This window comes from bacterium SCSIO 12827, assembly GCA_024397995.1.
Lineage (GTDB): Bacteria > Pseudomonadota > Alphaproteobacteria > Rhodospirillales > Casp-alpha2 > UBA1479.
In genome coordinates this window covers 1,033,185-1,048,983 of sequence record CP073746.1, presented here as the reverse complement: position 1 = coordinate 1,048,983, position 15,799 = coordinate 1,033,185, and the positions used below count along the sequence as shown (strand labels likewise).

General features: G+C 61.8%; 13 protein-coding genes. 8 read left to right on the top strand and 5 right to left on the bottom strand.

Annotated elements, in window-relative coordinates:
• Positions 1–38: 38 nt before the first annotated feature.
• Positions 39–2,315, bottom strand: coding sequence for a DUF3604 domain-containing protein (locus KFF05_04990; protein ID UTW53590.1), 2,277 nt, complete (start codon positions 2,313–2,315; stop codon positions 39–41).
• A 434-nt stretch (positions 2,316–2,749) separates the two neighbouring features.
• On the opposite strand from KFF05_04990, the gene KFF05_04985 reads away from it, so the two are divergent.
• The 6 genes from KFF05_04985 (at position 2,750) to KFF05_04960 (ending at position 8,110) form a co-directional block, all read left to right on the top strand.
• A complete protein-coding gene (locus tag KFF05_04985; GenBank protein UTW52721.1) occupies positions 2,750–3,793 on the top strand; it encodes an ABC transporter substrate-binding protein in 1,044 nt (347 codons plus the stop codon).
• A 3-nt stretch (positions 3,794–3,796) separates the two neighbouring features.
• Positions 3,797–4,651 (top strand): ABC transporter ATP-binding protein, encoded by an 855-nt coding sequence (locus KFF05_04980; GenBank protein UTW52720.1) that lies wholly within the window; start codon positions 3,797–3,799, stop codon positions 4,649–4,651.
• Positions 4,651–5,550, top strand: coding sequence for an ABC transporter permease subunit (locus tag KFF05_04975; protein ID UTW52719.1), 900 nt, complete (start codon positions 4,651–4,653; stop codon positions 5,548–5,550). Before KFF05_04980 ends, KFF05_04975 begins: the two co-directional genes overlap by 1 nt.
• Entirely contained in the window at positions 5,547–6,434 is an 888-nt protein-coding gene (locus KFF05_04970; protein UTW52718.1) for an ABC transporter permease, read from the top strand. The genes KFF05_04975 and KFF05_04970 overlap by 4 nt, the downstream gene beginning before the upstream one ends.
• A gap of 20 nt (positions 6,435–6,454) precedes the next feature.
• The gene (locus tag KFF05_04965) at positions 6,455–7,315 is read left to right on the top strand and encodes a TauD/TfdA family dioxygenase (GenBank protein UTW52717.1); all 861 of its coding nucleotides are present in this window, start codon (positions 6,455–6,457) and stop codon (positions 7,313–7,315) included.
• A 111-nt stretch (positions 7,316–7,426) separates the two neighbouring features.
• Positions 7,427–8,110 carry a haloacid dehalogenase type II gene (locus KFF05_04960; protein UTW52716.1) on the top strand — a complete coding sequence of 228 codons (684 nt, stop codon included), beginning with the start codon at positions 7,427–7,429 and terminating at the stop codon, positions 8,108–8,110.
• Positions 8,111–8,117: 7 nt separating this feature from the next.
• Here KFF05_04960 and KFF05_04955 read toward each other — a convergent pair whose 3' ends face one another.
• The 3 genes from KFF05_04955 to KFF05_04945 all read right to left on the bottom strand — a co-directional run bounded on the left by KFF05_04955 (position 8,118) and on the right by KFF05_04945 (position 12,850).
• Positions 8,118–10,418: a molybdopterin-dependent oxidoreductase gene (locus KFF05_04955; GenBank protein ID UTW52715.1), complete on the bottom strand. Its 2,301-nt coding sequence runs from the start codon at positions 10,416–10,418 to the stop codon at positions 8,118–8,120.
• Between the two features lie 84 nt (positions 10,419–10,502).
• Positions 10,503–11,312: a phosphosulfolactate synthase gene (locus KFF05_04950; GenBank protein ID UTW52714.1), complete on the bottom strand. Its 810-nt coding sequence runs from the start codon at positions 11,310–11,312 to the stop codon at positions 10,503–10,505.
• Between the two features lie 77 nt (positions 11,313–11,389).
• Positions 11,390–12,850, bottom strand: a complete 1,461-nt coding sequence (locus tag KFF05_04945; GenBank protein UTW52713.1) for a sulfatase-like hydrolase/transferase — start codon at positions 12,848–12,850, stop codon at positions 11,390–11,392.
• 193 nt (positions 12,851–13,043) lie between these two features.
• On the opposite strand from KFF05_04945, the gene KFF05_04940 reads away from it, so the two are divergent.
• Positions 13,044–13,832, top strand: a complete 789-nt coding sequence (locus KFF05_04940; protein ID UTW52712.1) for a GntR family transcriptional regulator — start codon at positions 13,044–13,046, stop codon at positions 13,830–13,832.
• Positions 13,833–13,835: 3 nt separating this feature from the next.
• Here KFF05_04940 and KFF05_04935 read toward each other — a convergent pair whose 3' ends face one another.
• On the bottom strand, positions 13,836–14,759 hold the full coding sequence (locus KFF05_04935) for a LysR family transcriptional regulator (protein UTW52711.1): 924 nt from the start codon (positions 14,757–14,759) through the stop codon (positions 13,836–13,838).
• A gap of 157 nt (positions 14,760–14,916) precedes the next feature.
• On the opposite strand from KFF05_04935, the gene KFF05_04930 reads away from it, so the two are divergent.
• Positions 14,917–15,786 (top strand): TauD/TfdA family dioxygenase, encoded by an 870-nt coding sequence (locus KFF05_04930; GenBank protein UTW52710.1) that lies wholly within the window; start codon positions 14,917–14,919, stop codon positions 15,784–15,786.
• Positions 15,787–15,799 lie beyond the last annotated feature (13 nt).

Sequence of the window (15,799 nt, the reverse complement as noted above, 5' to 3'; positions counted from 1 at the left end):
CCGCCCGCGGCTCTAGGCTACAAGACCTTGCGCCGAATTTACAGCTTGCGACAGACGTAGATCGGCGATGTCCAGGCCCGCGTGCCGTCTTCCTGCGTCAGGCGGATAAAGAGGGCGTTGTCCCGATCGTCCTTGAGGTCGATCTTGCGCGAGAACGACATCTTGCGATGCGGGTTCTCTTCCGGCAGGCGGAAGATCTTGAGGAACCGGGGCAGGATGCCCGACTTGTCGAACATCTCGTCCTCCAGGCCGATTTCCTCCAGCGGCACGCCGCATTGCACCAGCGGCGTCTCGATCTGGAGCGTGCCGCCCCAGGCGTCCTTCAGCCAAACATCGAAACCGGCGAAGTTGCCCGTGGTCAAGGACATCCATTTGAGCGCCGTATCCGATGTTTGCTCCAGCACCTTTTCCGGGTTGAAGAAGTTGAAGGCCTGGGCGCGGACGATCTCGTTATCCTGGACGTGGGCCGTGCCGTCCCAGATAACCTGGCGGAAGCGGCCGCGGTATTCGGCCCCTTCCCAATGGACGCGGATGCGACCACCCAAGTCTTCCTGGCCGTATGGCCGGACGGTTTCGATCAATTCTCGGCCGTTGAAGATATCGACCCGCTCAATCGGGCTGGCGCCCTGGATATCGACATCCAGCCGCACACCACCGTCCGGCAGGTGGACGATGTCGCCCATCATGGCCTCGCTGGTTTCATGACCCTTGGGCGGCGTCGGATAATCAAGCGCCGGATCGTCATGATAGAGCGTCGCCGGCGCATCGAACCGCGCCTTCACGTCGATCACCATGCGCCCGCCGTGGCCGCCGGTGGTGGCGTAATGATGACGTTTGCGGATGCAATCGAACAGGGAATCCCGCGAAAGGTCAGGCATCAGCATGCAGGTCAGGCCACCGACGGCGCCGAACAGCGACGCGCCGGGATAACTGGCTCCCGGCCGGCCCTTGTGACCGTCCGAATTGGCGACAATGCCCGTGCGATAGCCCATGTCGAGGGCATCCTCGACCAGCCATTCGAACGTCCCCCAGGAGGAATGGATCTCCATGGATTTTTCGAACCGGCCGTCATGGGCCATTTTCACGTCGGCATAGCGCCCGCCGCAATGAGCATAGGATACGACGTCCCATTCCTCGTCACGGGCCAGGGCTTCAAAGAGTTCGCCCGCCGTGTTGCAATCCGTGGACAGGTCCGACTTGTCCTCGATCAGGGCATGGGACGAGCGGCGAATGACCCGGTCCTTCGACGGATAGAACATATTGCGGTCACCGCCCAAGGCCGTGTTGCCCGACCATTCATATCCAAGCGGCGTCAGGAACTTGCCGGGTTCGTCGAATTCCTCGCACAGCTTGTCCAGATGGGACCAAAAACCCTTAGTGATCTGAAAATCGTTGCCTTGGTGGCCGGCGGCATCGACGAAGGCGCGGTCACGGGCGAATTCGAAGAAAGCCCGCGCCGAACCGGTGCCGATGGTTTCCTCGGACTGGCCGTGGAGATCGACCCAATAGGGTTTGAGTTCCAGGTCCTTTTGAATGCACAGCGGGTTGGCGCGGAACACTTCCGTGCCAGAGGCATCCTCGAACCAGATATCGACCGGGCCCGGGGCATCGACGCTCAATCCCTCGACGATGGTGGCGAAGGCGCCGGGCGCCAAAGTCACGCTGTCAGGCAGGCCGTTGACCGGGCGGGAACTTTTGACCTTATAGGTCACATCGCACAGATCCGACGGATTGCCCCAGATGTCCTCGCCCTTGATCTTCAGGTCAAAGGTCTCGCCGGGGCAACGCGCGGTCGGCACCACGGCGGCAAAGGTCACGGGCTTGCCCGGAACAATGCGGATGACCGGCTGAACCGGCAGCGCCTGATAGTTGGCGGTGGCGATGGGATCGACCAGGACGCGGAATTCAAGGCTGTCCTCGCAGAAGGTTTGCAGGCGCATGCCCTGCGACCCGCCCGAGGTTTCGCCGAAGGTAATGGTGATGGTGTCACCTTCCTTCATGAAGCCCTTAACCACCTTAATATAAAGTGCCCGGTCCCACGGGCGCACGTTGCCCTTGGGATCGTAGCGGGTTTCCAGCACGGCGTTGTTGGAAGCCACGACCGTGGTGTAGTTGCGCCACTTGGGGTCGTCGAACTGCGGGCGGCTCTGGTCCGAGGCAAAACGGAAACAGACGCGCATGGAGGCGCTGTCATCCATCCCGTACTTGCCGCAGGTATAAACCAGCGTGAAGGTTTGCCAAGATCCGGCCTCAAATGCACCGGACGGCGTCAGCACCGCGTGGCCGAGTTCATCGGGCGCGATCGGCGCCTCGATGGTTGAACTTGAATTGAGCGCACCCTGTCCGCCGTCATCCTGCTGGTCGAGCATTTTGTCCTCTCCTGGACCTATGTCCCATTGTTTTGTCTTAATTAGCGTCGTTTGGTGAAACGAGCCACGGCAAGTGATTGCCAACCTACCCATGAAAACTATATCGTAATTCGAGAAGGCACTATATCGGGGGAAATTTCGAAAAACTATATAGGAATATCGGTTTTTTCCCGATAGTCTTCATACCTGTGATGCTAGGGACGAATAGACAACAAGACACTCCGCCCTTCTGCGTCGCAAATCCCAGGTGGTTGGGATGCGCGATCAGGCACGGTAGTGAACGTCCCTACCGACCGGACAACGAGGTTCGGCGGGCATAACGCGGCATCGAAACCCGTTTCATGACAGACCACGCATCGTCATTAGGGAGGACGAATACCATGACTAACAGAAGCTTTACACGCAAGGCCGCGACCGCGGCCGTCTGCGGCGCTGTCGCACTGGCCTTTACGGCCGGCAGCGCCACTTCGGCCAAGGCCGAAACGGACACCATCCGTTTCGCACAGCAGTTCGGCCTGCTGTATCTGCCCCAGCACGTCGTATTTGATCACAAGATGATCGAAACCTGTGCCAAGGATGCCGGCCTGGGCGACGTCAAAGTCACCATGAACCGCTTCTCGGGCGGTGCCGCCGTCAACCAGGCGCTGCTGTCCAACAACGTCGACTTCGCCGCCGGCGGCATCGGCCCGCTGCTCAAACTGTGGGACAAGACCAAAGGCCGCATCAACGTCAAGGCCATCGCGACCTTGTCGGCCATGCCGCTGAAGCTGAACACCAACGATCCCAAGATCAACAAGCTTGAAGACTATGTCGGCCTGACCGATCACAAGATCGCCACGCCGTCGGTGAAGGTGTCGATCCAGGCGGTGGTCCTGCAGATGGCCGCAGCCAAGAAGTGGGGCCCGGAAGAGGCATTCAAACTGGATGACATCACCGTGTCCATGAAGCATCCGTCCGCCGCCGCCGCCCTTTTGGCCGGTGGACAGGCTGTGAAAAGCCATTTCGCCACCCTGCCGACGTCCTATCAGGAAGTGAAAAGCGGCAAGGTCCGCACGGTCATGACCTCTTATGACGTTTTGGGCGGTGAGCATTCCACGGTTCTGCTTTACAACACCGAGAAGTGGAAGAACGACAACCCCAAACTGTTTAAATGCGTCAGCGACTCTTACCGCGCCGCCGCCAAGTGGATCAACGAAGACACTGACCGCGCCGCTGCGCTGTTCCATCGGTTCACCAAATCCAAGCTGCCGCTGGAAGACGTCAAGGCGATGATCAAAGACAAGAGCGAAATGCACTATTCCATCTCGCCCAGCCGGACCATGGAATTTGCCAAGTTCATGCATTCCATCGGCTCGATCAAGAACATGCCTGCCGACTGGAAAGAATACTTCTGGGAAAACAACCACGATCTGAGCGGTAGCTAGAACATGACTCAAGGCGCCCACACCGCGGCGGGGAACTCCCCCGCCGCGGCCGCCGTTGACCCCCTCTTGGATGTCGACGGCGTCACCCTTCAGTATAAAACCAAGGAACACTTGATCACGGCGACCTACCGGGTCGGCTTCAAGGTTTATCCCGCTGACCGTTTTGTCCTGCTCGGCCCTTCGGGCTGCGGCAAGTCGACCCTGCTGAAAGGGGTCGCCGGCTATCTCAAGCCGGTCGAAGGCAACATGCGGCTGAAGGGGGTCGACATCAAGGAACCGGGCCCTGACCGGGTCATGGTGTTCCAGGAATTCGATCAGCTTCTGCCCTGGAAGACGGTGAAGGAAAACATCACCTTCGCGCTTATGAACGGCGGCCGTTGCAAGACCCAATCCGAGGCGAATGACATCGCCATGGAGTACATCAAGAAGGTGAAGCTCGACCGGTTCGAGGACACCTATCCGCACATGCTGTCCGGCGGCATGAAGCAGCGCGTGTCCATTGCCCGTGGCATGGCCATGGAACCGGACATTCTGTTGATGGACGAACCCTTCGCCGCGCTTGACGCACTGACGCGTCTGCAGATGCAGGAAGAGTTGCTTCAGCTGTGGGAGGACACCCACTTCACGGTGCTTTTCGTCACCCACTCCATCGAGGAAGCGCTGATCGTCGGCTCCCGCATTCTGGTGCTGTCGCCGCATCCGGGCCAGGTTAAGGCGGAACTGAACGCCCACCACCTGACCCATGCCAGCACCGGTGACCCCGAATTCGGGGAACTGAAGACCAAAATCCACAACATGCTGTTCGCCGACCGTATTCTCGAAGACGAACTGGCGGCGGCGGCAGAGGCCGAAAGTTGATGAGTACCCTTCCGCAAACGGTCGTGCGGCCAGAATTCGACGCCGGCGACCTGTCCGCAGCTTCCCACGGCGACGTCGCCCGCAAGCTGTCGCTTTGGGAAAAGCTCGTCGACATGGATGGTGTGCGCAAGCTGACCATCCTCATCGCACTCATGCTGGCTTGGGAACTCTACACGCAGCTTTCGGGCGTATCCGAATACATCCTGCCCAAGTTCTCGGACACGGCCGTCGCACTTTATGATGCCGTGCTCAACGATCAGTTGCTGCTCATGATCAAAAACTCGATGACGGTGCTGCTCACCGGTTACGCCATCGGGCTGGTCATCGCGACGCTGCTGACGACGGCCGCCATCATGACCCGGTTCGGCAGCGACGTGCTGTCGACGCTGACGGCCATGCTCAACCCGCTGCCCGCCATCGCGCTGTTGCCGCTGGCGTTGCTGTGGTTTGGGCTGGGGTCCAGTTCCGTGGTGTTCACGCTGTTGCATTCGGTCATCTGGCCGGTCGCGCTGAACGCCCATACGGGCTTCATGGGGGTTTCCGAAACCCAGCGCATGGTCGGCCGTAACTACGGCCTCAAGGGCGTAAGCTATGTGACCAAACTGCTGATCCCGGCAGCCTTCCCGTCCATCCTGATGGGCCTGAAGGTCGGCTGGGCCTATGCTTGGCGCACGCTGATCGCGGCTGAACTGGTGTTCGGCGGGGCGATTGCCGATACCTCCGGCACCCAGTCCGGCGGACTCGGCTGGTTCGTGTTCGCAAACCAGATGGATCTGCGAATTCCTTACGTCTTCGCGGGTCTGTTCACCGTCATCCTGGTCGGTGTCCTGGTCGAGAGCCTGATCTTCTCCACAATCGAATCACGCACCGTTCGGCGCTGGGGGATGCAGTCATCATGAGCACGCAAAAAACGCTTCCCGAACCCATCATCCGGCCCGAGTTCATCAACGAGAACATCGCCCTTGCCCATACGGGCGACGTTGCCGTCAAACTGTCGGTGTTTGAAAAGGTCTGGAACATCAACGGCGTCCGCAAGGCCTTCATTCTGCTGAGCCTTGTTGCGATCTGGCAGGCCTATACGGTCCTCCTGGACGTCGAGCCCCTGATGTTCCCGACCTTTCTGTCCGCTCTGGACCGGCTTGTCAGCGATCTTGTTGATGGTGAGCTGTTGGCCAAAGTGTGGTTCTCGGTCAAGGTTCTGGTGATCGGCTATGCCACCGGCATGGCCATTGCCGCGATCCTGGTCCTATGGGGCACATCAAGCCGGCTCGGTGGTGATTTCATCTCCATGGCCACCGCCATGTTCAACCCGCTGCCCTCCATCGCCATGCTGCCCTTGGCCATGCTGTGGTTCGGGCTCGGTACGGGCAGCCTGGTCTTCGTGTTGGTTCACGCCGTGCTTTGGGCCGTGGCACTGAATACCCATTCTGGGTTCAAGAACGTGTCCTCGACCCTGCGCATGATCGGCGAGAACTATGGCCTCAAGGGCGTGCCCTTCGTGGTCAAGATTCTGGTTCCGGCCGCCTTGCCGGCGATCATGACCGGGATGAAGGTCGGTTGGGCTTTTGCCTGGCGCACCCTGATCGGTGCCGAGCTTGTGTTCGGTGCTTCGTCGGGCGGCGGCGGGCTGGGCTGGTACATCTTCGAATCCTCGCAGAACATCGAGACCGAAGGTGTGTTCGCCGGCTTGTTCATGGTCATCCTTATCGGGATCACCGTGGAAAACCTGATCTTCCGCAACATCGAGCTGAAGACCATCAACCGCTGGGGTATGCAGCGCTAACAAGCCTCGGAGACCATCCCGTGACCATCACCATCCAAATCCCCGTGAAGCCGCTCGACAATCCATTGGCGGCGGAAGTTGTGGGCCTCGACCTCAACATGGACCTGGACGACCAAACCATCGCCGACCTGCACAAGGCGTGGATGGCCTATCCGGTCCTCGTGGTCCGGGGTCAGGAGAACCTGACCATGGAACGGCACCTGGAGTATTCCCGCCGTTTCGGGGACCTGCAGCGCCACACGGTGAAGGAAATCCTGCATCCCGAGTTCCCCGAGATCCTGGTTCTATCGAACCGGGGCCGGGGCGGGGCGCAGCCCATCAACAACGGCGGCGCCTATTGGCATTCGGACATCACCTACGAAGACGTCCCGCCCATGGGCTCCATCCTGCATGGCCTGATCACCCCGCCGGAGGGTGGTGACACCCTCTACGCTGACATGACGGCCGCCTATGATGCCCTCGACGACGCCACCAAGGCGAAGATCGAGGGCCTCAAGGCCATTCATACCTACCGCACCCGGTACGAAGCCATGATGAACGCCGGCGTGCGTCCGGTGAAGACCGAGGAAGAACTGTCCCAGTGGGTGGATGTCATCCACCCGATCGCCCGCACCCATCCGGAAACGGGCAAGAAGGCCATCTTCGTCAACGAAGGCTTCACCTCACGCGTTGAGGGCATGGGCGACAACGAAAGCCGCGACCTTCTGGAACACCTGTTCGAGCATTCGACCCAGGACCAGTTCGTCTACCGCCACAAATGGCAGCAAGGCGACGTCGTGATGTGGGACAACCGCTGCACCATGCATCGGGCCACGGATTACGACCTCAGCCAGGAACGCTCCATGCACCGGACCACCGTCCGCGGCACGCGCCCGGTCTAAGAGCAACCGAGCCCAATAGCGAATATGTGAACATTCAAACCCTCTCCTCGGCCCGAGGAGAGGGTATCTTTTTGCCCGCAACGCCCCCGCAAGAACACTAAGGAGACCGCCATGACCCAGCCCTACAAACTCGTCACCTTCGACGTCTTTTCGGCCTTGCTCGACATCCAATCGAGCCTGACCGCCATCGTGCAGCAGACCCTGGGCATGCGGAAGGACAAGGCGGCCGCCTTTTCCCGCACCTGGCGCCAGGTCCAGATGAGCCGCGCGGCAGCCAGCAACTCCCTCGGCAAGGGCCGCATGCCGTTCAAGGACTGCACGTCCATCGGTCTCGACTATGCGCTCGGCAAGTCCGGCAAGAAGGTGGATGCAGCGACGAAGCGGAAACTGGTCGCCGGCTGGGGCACCCTGTCGCCCTGGCCCGAGGCCCCGGCGGTGATGCAGGCGATCAAGAAAAAGGGCTACGCCACGGCGATCCTGTCCAACGGCGACCAGGATCAGTTGGACAGCGTCGCCGGCGTGTTCGGCCCCGGTGCCTTCGACCATGTGCTGTCGTCGGAAACGGCGGGTTTCTACAAGCCCCATCCCTCGGTCTACGAACTGCCGACCCGCGTGCTCGGCATCGGTTCACGGGACATCCTGCATGTCGCGGGCGGGGCGGGCGACGTGGTCGGGGCCATCGCCTACGGCATGACCTGCTACTGGTCCAACCGCACGGGCGACCTGCCCATGGACCCGGCCCTGGGGCCGACCTTCCAGGGTAAGGATTTGAAGGGCGTTCTGAAGCTGCTCTAAGTTCCGTCTATTCGGCGGCGGGCAGGACCAGCACTTCCGGCAACCGGAAGGGCTCCGGCGCTTCCGCCAGGCCCTCGAATTTCTCGACCTCGACCAGCGTGGTATGCGAAATCGGCCCCTGGCCCAGCTTGGACGTGCCCTTGTCCAGGGTCAGGACGTTGGGGTTGCCGTGGCGTTCCAGGGCACCCGCCGCCGCCCAGTCGACCGGGTCGAACCAAGCCCCGGTCGGCAGCTGCGCCACGCCGTCCCGCACGTCGTCGCTGATCACGGCCACGGCCAGGGTTTCCCCCCGGCCGTTATAGAGCCGCACCAAATCGCCATCCTGAATACCCCGCGCCTGGGCGTCGCCGGGCGACAGGAACACGGGCTCCCGCCCGTCCTGCTTGGCGGCGCGGCTCGGCCCGACGAAATCAAGCTGGGAGTGCAGCTTGTGCCTGGGCTGGTTGGAAATCAGGTGCAGCGGCCAAGTCTTTGCCGATGTCCCGCCCAGCCATTCCGCCGGTTCCCGCCACACGGGATGGCCCGGGCAGTCGTCATAGCCAAAGCCGGCAATTTCCTCGGAAAAGATTTCGAACTTGCCCGACGGCGTCGGCAGGGGATTGGCGGCGGGGTCGGCGCGAAACGCCTCGTAGACCACATGCGGCTTCTCGGGTGCTTCCAGCTCCAGCATGCCCTCTTCCCAGAACGCATCGAAATCGGGCATGCGGTTGGCCAGCGGGCCGGCCCCCTCGCGGGCCTGGTCGTATAGGTGGCGCAGCCAGGCGTCCTCGTCGCGGCCCTCGGTAAAGGCCGCTTCAATGCTCAGGCGCTGGGCCAGGCCCCGGAAGATGTCGAAGTCGTTGCGCGCGCCGAACTGCGGCGGGACGATCTGCTTCATGGCGACCAGAAAGCGGTCGCGGGACGAATGGCCGATGTCGTTGCGTTCCAGCGTCGTCGTGGCAGGCAGCACGATGTCGGCCAGCTTGGCCGTGGGCGTCCACCAGGGCTCATTGACGATCACCGTATCCGGCCGCCGCCAGCCGTCGAGCAGGCGGTTCAGGTCCTGATGATGGTGGAACGGATTGCCGCCACACCAGTAGATCAGTTTGGTATCGGGATAGGTCCGCCGTTCGCCGTCGAAATCGTATTCCCCACCGGGGTTGAGCAAAAGGTCCGTGACCCGCGCAACGGGGATGAAGCTGCCCGTCGGGTTGGTGCCGGCGGAATGGGTCAGCGACGGCATCTTGGGCACGGGATTGCCCTGGCCGTGCATGCTGCCGTAACCGAAGCCGAAGCCGCCGCCGGGCAGGCCGATCTGGCCCAGCAGGCAGGCCAGGGCCATGGTCATCCAGAAGGTCTGTTCGCCATGGTCGCCGCGTTGCAGGGAATAGCTGGTGGCGATCATGGTGCGCCCGGCCGCCATGCGGCGGGCGAGCGTGCGGATCGTATCCGCCGGCACGTCGCAAATTTCCGATGCCCAATCGGCCGATTTCACCTGACCATCGCCATCGCCCATCACATATGCCAGGAATTGGTCGGCACCGACGGCATAGGTCGCGAGGAAATGGGGATTGTGGAGATCTTCCGCGATCAGGGTATGGGCAAGGCCCAGCATCAGGGCCACGTCCGTATTGGGCCGGGGGGCGATCCATTGGGGATTCAAGAAGTCGGGCGTGTCGTTCCGCAGGGGCGTGATGCTGACGACATGCGTGCCGCGCGCGGCGAGTTTCTTCAGCCAGGGCACGGTTGTATGGGATGCGGTGCCGCCCGGCTCCACCTGGGTGTTGCGGATAGGAATACCGCCGAAGGCGACCAGGGTGTCCGTTGCCTCGGCGATCGACGCCCAGGACGTCAGCCCGCGAAGCGGGGCCAGGTCGCCCACGATATGCGGCAGGATGGCCAACCCGGCAGCCAGGGAATAGCTGTGCTTCTGCGCCGTATAGCCGCCGAAGCAGTTCATGAAGCGCTGCATTTGGGTTTTGGCGTGATGGAAGCGCCCGGCGCTGGACCAGCCGTAGGACCCGGCGAAGATCGCGTCGTTGCCGTGGGCGTCCTTCACCCGCCGCAGTTCTTCGGCGACGATATCGAGCGCTTCGTTCCAAGGCACCTCGACAAAGCGGCCGCCGCCCCGCGCCCGGTCACGATGCTTCAGCCAGCCTTCGCGGATGGCCGGCGCCTTGACGCGGCAGTCGTGGTGTACGCCTTCGGCCATACCGCCCAGGATCGGCGACGGGTCGGGATCGCCGGCAAGGGGCCGGACATCAACGATGCGGTTGTCTTCGGCCCGGGCTTCGAACGCTCCCCAGTGGGAACCGTGGATTTTGTACATGGGAGATCGTCCGTGGACTCGTGCTTGGAACAGGACGATACCGCGCAGATGCCCTGCCTGTAAATTGTATACAATTAAAAGCGGCTACTCCGCCGCTTCGGCCCGCGTTTTGGGTCCGACCACGGACAGGCCGCAGCGTTGGGCCTCGGTCTCCATCACATCATCGGGCTGGACGTTGGCCAAGTTCACCTCCGGCCCGAATTCGCCCAGCAGGAACTTCTTCAACTCGAACACGTCGTTAAGGGTCACGCCCTTGATCCAGGGACCGGTGAGTTCCAGCAGCGTGCGATTCAGATCCAGGCCGTCCTTCAGGGCCGACATCATGGCCTCGTTGACCTTACCGTCGGTGACCAGTTCGGCCCCTTCGACCAGGACGATCTCGCAGCCCGCGTCGAAACAGACCTGAGTCTGATCGATCAGGTCCTGGGGCGTCTGGTTGACGACCTTCGATCCGACCTCGCCGTGGACTTCCAGGCCCTCGGCGATGGCCATCTTGATCATCTTGGCGCGTTCTTTGTCGTCCAGCGGCACGCAGTTGTCGGAAATCTCAAGCGCGTCGAAGCCCAGGCGCTTGGCCTCGGCGAAGAATCCCTGCATGGCCGACCAGCCCTGGGTCGCGAAGACATATTCGGAAAACTGCCCACCCAGGAACGGCGTCACGTCGTAGGATTTATAAAGGGCGAGCTTCTTGACCAGGTAGTCCTCGGGATAAAGCCGCGCCGTGCCGACCACGATCTTCGCCAAATCCACATAGGGGGCCAGCAGGTCCATGTAATCGGCCACCCGGTTCATGGGCAGCCCCCAGTCCATCATCATAGTCAGACCGGTCTTGCGGGGTTTCTGGGATCGCACGCCGGGCAGCGGCACCATGGCGAAGGGGGTATTGGCAGTCATTTCCGGTCTCCTGGTTGGTCAAATATTGCCCGAAAGCTTCGGGCGGGCGCACCCGCACCCACGATGGCACGTCTGTGTTAATCAAACATCGGCTGGACGCCGGGCGGGACGGAAAAGCCCAGGTCGCCCCGCTTGATGATGGCTTCCTTGCCACCGTTTTCCACGATCATACGGGCCTGGGTCTTGCGCGCGGCCCTGTCCACGGCGGCGGGATCGCAGATTTTCCGCAGTTCGGCCGCAAGATCCGCCATCACCGTGGCGTGGGCGGGATCACCCGCCAGATCTTCAAGTTCCTCGGGGTCATTGGCCAGGTTGAACAACTGGTCCGGATAGTCCTCGTAATGGACCAGTTTCCAATCGCCCTTACGGACCAGGAAGGCCGCCGTTTTGGACCCCATGCCGTGGTATTCGGAAAAGGCGACGCGATCGGGCTCCGCCCCCGCCGTCAGGTCCATCAGGTTGGTCCCCGGCAGGTCCGCGGGCAGCGTGTCGCCATCGGCGGCGCCCACGCAGTCCATGATGAAGGGATAGATGTCGCAATGGGTCGCCGGCGTCTTGACGACCTTGCCCGCCGGGATGTCCGGCCCGCTGAGGATCAGCGGCACGGCGGCCGCTTCCTCGTACATCACCGATTTTCCCCAGGCGCCGCGATTGCCCATGTTGTCGCCGTGGTCGGTGGTGTAGAGCACCCTGGTGTCGGCAGACAGGCCGGCGTCTTCCATGGCGGACAGGATCAGGCCGATCTGTTCGTCCATGAAGGAAATCAGGCCGAGATAGCCCGCCTGCGCGCGCTTTACCATGTCCATGGTGGTGAAATGTTCGTCATAGGTGAAGATCGACCGATAATCGTCGATGTAAGGATGGATCGGCGCATTGCGCTTGTCATAAAGCTTGGGCGGCGCCAGATCCTGGTTGTAATAGCGGTAGAAATGTTCCGAGGGCGCCGTCAGCGGGAAATGCGGGGCCACGAAGGACACGAACAGCACCCAAGGCTTGTCCGTATGCTTGGGCGCTTCCTCGTACAGCCAGGATTGCGCACGGGACGTGATGTCGCGGTCATAGCGCGTGTACATGCTCTCGCCCGGGCCGGCCAGCTTGGCCATCTTCCATGACGCCCCCCGCTTGGGCGTGTCTTCGTCACGGATCAGGCCCAAAAGGTCGCCCTTGCCGTCGATGACGTGCATGGCCAGTTCCTCGTCGGCGAAGCCGTTGTCGTCCTCGCCCGACCGGAAATGCAGCTTGCCGATGGAAACCGTCTGATGGCCCCGGTCGCGCAACAACGCATGCCAGTTGGCCTGCGTACCGTCGAAGGGCGTCGCGTTGTCCCAGGCGCCGATCTGATGAACGTATTTGCCCGTGGCGAAGCTGGCCCGCGCCGGAACGCAGACCGGACAAACCGTATAGGCCGCGTCGAATCGCGTGCCGCCGGCCGCCAGGGCGTCGATATTGGGGGTCGAAATGAACGGATGCCCGTAACAGCCGGTGACCGCCTTGGTATGCTCGTCCGACATCAGGATGATGAGATTTTTGGGTTCCATCTAAGCAGTGTTTCCTGTGTTGGCGGCCGATATCCGATCAGCCCGCCGGTTTCTTGGCGCAAGCGCGCTGGAGATGAGATAATCGAATAACTATATAGTTAATTGCATTGTCAAGCGGGATGGTCATGATGGTCGTCTCGTCGTAAAAATGTGGCACGATCACACCCGTTATGATTTTGGAGATTTCGCGCGAATGCTGACGGACGTGCCCGGTGGATATGGAGAATTTCTCCGGCGGTATTGGCCGGCGCAGGACGACATGCCGAAGCACGAACGCCTGCGCCAGGCGATCACCGCCTCCATCGCCGACGGTTTCTGGACTCCGGGGGCGCGCCTGCCGACGGAAAGCGAATGGGCGGCAGTAACCCCCTGTTCCCTCGGCACCGTGCAGCGGGCGCTGCGCAGCCTTGTCGACGACGGCTTGATCCACCGCCGGCGCGGCAGCGGCACCACTGTCGCCTCGCTGCAAAATCAGGTGGCGGAACCCTGGCATTTTCTGTTCCGCACCGCAGACGGCGGGCCCGATGACCTGCTGCCCGTCTATACCCGCGTGATCGACCGCCGCGTCAGCCGCGACAAGGGACCCTGGTCCGCCGCCCTCGAACAGGGCCGGGACAAGGTCGTGCGGATCGACCGCATCGTCACCATCGACACAGCGATGGAAATCTACGCGGTGTTCTACGCCCTGGCCGACCGTCATCCCGAACTGGTCACCCCGCCGCTTTCCGCTCTCGACGGCGCAAATTTCCACGAAGTCATGGCCGAACACCATCACATGCCGGTGCACCACATCCGTCAGCGGCTGCGCGTGGAAATGCCGCCGGCCTATGTCACCGAAGGCTGTGCCTGGCCCGACGGCGCCCTTGCCTCGACGGTCAACGTCACGGCCTATTCCGTCGACACCCGGCCGATCTATTATCAGGATTTCTTTATCCCGCCTTCGCCCTACATTCTCGACCTGGGCACGCGCATCAAGTCCTGAACGTCACCCCGCCGGCGCCTGCCGGTAATGGGCATCGGCGAAATCCCGGGCAATGCCGGTCAGCACCCCGGCGACAGCAAGCACGGCGCCGCCCGCGGGCCGGCCTTCAAGCCGGACCAACGACCAGTTGCGCGACATCCCCTTGATCTTCCGGACCCGAAACCGGGGACTGCCTTGCGGCGTTTCCTCGTGAAAAAAACTGTAGCTCTGGATCGTATAGCCCAGCCCCGCCGCAACCATGGCCTTGATCATGGCTGTCGAATTAACGGTCTCGCGGATGTCGAGGGCAAGCCCCCTGTCCGCCGTCAGCCCGTCGATCATCCGGCGCATGGGGTTGGGGGCTTCGGGCAGCAGCAGGGGGAAATTCGGAAGCTCGCCAAGGTCGATCACTTCCCGGTCACCGCCGGCTCCGTCCTCCGGGCCGATCAGGAACATGGGCTCATCCAACAGATGGGTGATCGCGAGCGACGGCACCTCCCGGTCCGCATGGAACAGGCCCAAGTCGAACTGGCCGGTCAGCACGCCATCGGAAATGACGGTGCCCAGCCCTTCCGACAGGCTGAGCAGAACCTTGGGATACTGATCCCGCACGCGGCGAACCAATAAGGGCGCGACCAGGGGGGCGACGGCAGGCATCAGCGCCAGCGACACCGGCCCGGCCGGCTCCTGACCCCAATTGCGGACCTCGTTCCGTGTCTGGTCCAACAGTTTCAGGATCGGGGCCGTGCGGGCGAGAAGATGATCGCCCTCTCCTGTCAGGGATACGCCCTGCGCCGTGCGGGTCAAAAGGCGCACGCCCAGATCCTGTTCCAATTTGCGGATCAGGCGGCTGACGGCCGGCTGGGCGACATGCAGATGGGCCGCCGCCTGGGCGATGCTGCCGTAGCGGGCGGCGGCATGGAAGTATTGCAGGGCCTTCAGGTTCAAGAAATGCACTCCGGCGATGATCGAAGACCTTGATATATCATTTAAGCATATCTTGGTCGATCAAAGGTATTTCTCAGGCATAGTCTGGTGCCCCTACACTCCCCCGCAATTCAAACACACGCACGAGCCGAAGGAACAAACAATGCCGGAAGGAACCATGACCACGATGCAATCCGGGCTCGAGGTGAAACGCCTGGCGGGTGCCCGGGGGGCCGAAATCAAGGGCCTGAATCTTGCCGACGACAATTACGACAACCTGTTCCCGGCCCTGTACCAGGCTTTTCTCGATCATCAGGTGATCGTGCTGCGCGGCCAGAACCTGACACCGGATCAGCTTGTCGAGTTGTCGAAGAAATTCGGGCAGCTGGAAGCCCACGTGCTGACGCAGTTCAACATGGAGGAAAACCCGGAAGTTCTTCTGATCTCCAACGTCAAGAAGGCCGGCAAGCCGATCGGCGCCATCTATGCCGGGCAGTATTGGCATTCGGACCTGTCCTACATGCCGCGCCCGACCCAGGGGTCATTCCTGCATTCCAAGGAAATTCCCAGCTACGGCGGTGACACCATGTTCTGCAGCATGACGCAGGCCTATGACGATCTGTCCGAACCCATGCAGGCGTTCCTCGGCGACCTGACCGCGATCCATGATTACACCAACGCCTATGACACCTTCTTCGCCCATATGCCCGACCGCCCGCCCTTGACGGCGGAAGAACGGGCCAAGGTGCCGGCGGTGACCCATCCCGTGATCCGAACCCATCCGGAAACGGGCAAGAAGACGGTCTACGTCAATCCCGGTTTCACCCGTCGGATCAACGAGCTTTCCTTTAGCGAAAGCCGCCGCGTTCTCGATTTTCTGTTCGAGCATTGCTACCAGCCGCAATACATCTACCGCCACATGTGGGGGGTCGGCGATCTGGTGATCTGGGACAATCGGTCGACCTGCCACCGCGCGGTCGCCGATTATGACATGGCGGAAAATCGCCATATGATCCGCTGCAGCGTCGCCGGGGATATTCCCCAATAAAGAACGATGCCGT